This is a genomic window from Citricoccus sp. CH26A, from assembly GCF_000224415.1.
Taxonomy (GTDB): domain Bacteria; phylum Actinomycetota; class Actinomycetes; order Actinomycetales; family Micrococcaceae; genus Citricoccus.
In genome coordinates this window covers 1-1,296 of sequence record NZ_AFXQ01000055.1, presented here as the reverse complement: position 1 = coordinate 1,296, position 1,296 = coordinate 1, and the positions used below count along the sequence as shown (strand labels likewise).

At 65.7% G+C, this 1,296-nt stretch carries 2 protein-coding genes; both read left to right on the top strand.

Features of this window, described 5'->3' with window-relative positions:
* The coding region (locus CITRI_RS0115550; RefSeq protein ID WP_010145875.1) for a sugar phosphate nucleotidyltransferase at positions 1–354 on the top strand (354 nt) is incomplete at its 5' end.
* 247 nt (positions 355–601) lie between these two features.
* Positions 602–1,296 (top strand): nucleotide sugar dehydrogenase (locus CITRI_RS0115545; RefSeq protein ID WP_010145874.1); only part of this gene is annotated, 695 nt, incomplete at its 3' end.

Genomic DNA, 1,296 nt, shown 5'->3' with positions numbered 1-1,296 from the left:
GGACCGGAGGACGTGGTGAAGGTGACCGGGCTGGTGGAGAAGCCCTCCGCGGAGGACGCCCCGTCCAACCTGGCCGTGATCGGCCGCTACGTCCTGGACCCGGTGGTGTTCCAGGTCCTGCGGCGCACCGGCCCCGGCCGGGGCAACGAGATCCAGCTCACCGACGCCCTCCAGGTGCTCGCCGAGGGCACCGGGGAGGGCTTCGGGGTCCACGCCGTGGTGTTCCGCGGCAAGCGTTACGACACCGGGGACAAGCTCAGCTACCTAAAGGCCGTCATCGAGCTGGCCAGCGCCCGCGAGGACCTGGGACCCGAACTGCGCCCCTGGCTCAAAGAACTTGCATTGAAACATTGATTTCTAGACCTTGATGGCGTGAATCGCATACTTAAGTTTGGGTACTTTGCCGGCGTATTTGCGTGGTCACGAATAATGATACGACTTATATGACAATAGTTTCCAGCCTGGGATAACTATAATTAGATAGAATATGACGGTTTCCCGCGGGAAGCCAGTTCGCATCGATGGGGAGGGGTTGGCGTCCGTGACGCTGAAGTTGTCAGTTATTGGTACGGGGTATCTGGGGGCGACGCATGCGGCGTGCATGGCGGAGCTGGGGTTCGAGGTGGTGGGGTTGGACATCGATCCGGCCAAGGTCGAGGCGTTGTCCCGGGGTGAGTTGCCGTTCCACGAGCCCGGGTTGCCGGAGCTGCTGATCAAGCACGTGGCCTCGGGCCGGTTGCGGTTCACCACCTCCTACGCCGAGGTCGGTGCGTGGGCGGATGTGCACTTCATCGGCGTGGGTACCCCGCAGAGACCGGGTGAGAGCGCGGCGGACATGCGCTACGTGGATGCGGCCGCGGTGTCCCTGGCCGAGCACATCAGCCGGGACGCGTTGATCGTGGGCAAGTCCACCGTCCCGGTCGGCACCGCCGAACGCCTGGCCACCCTGATCGCCGACACCCGGGACGCGGCCGGGCTGCCCGGGGCGGTGGAGCTGGCCTGGAACCCGGAGTTCCTCCGGGAGGGCTTCGCCGTGAAGGACACCCTGACCCCGGACCGCCTCGTCGTCGGGGTCACCTCCGCCCAGGCCGAGGACGTGCTGCGTGAGGTGTACGCACAGGCGCTGGCCGCCGGGACCCCGTGGATTGCCACGGACTATGCGACCGCGGAGCTGGTCAAGGTCGCCGCGAACGCGTTCCTGGCCACGAAGATCTCCTTCATCAACGCCTTCAGTGAGATCACCGAGCAGGTCGGCGGGGACATCGGCACCCTGGCCGACGCGATCGGCCACGATCC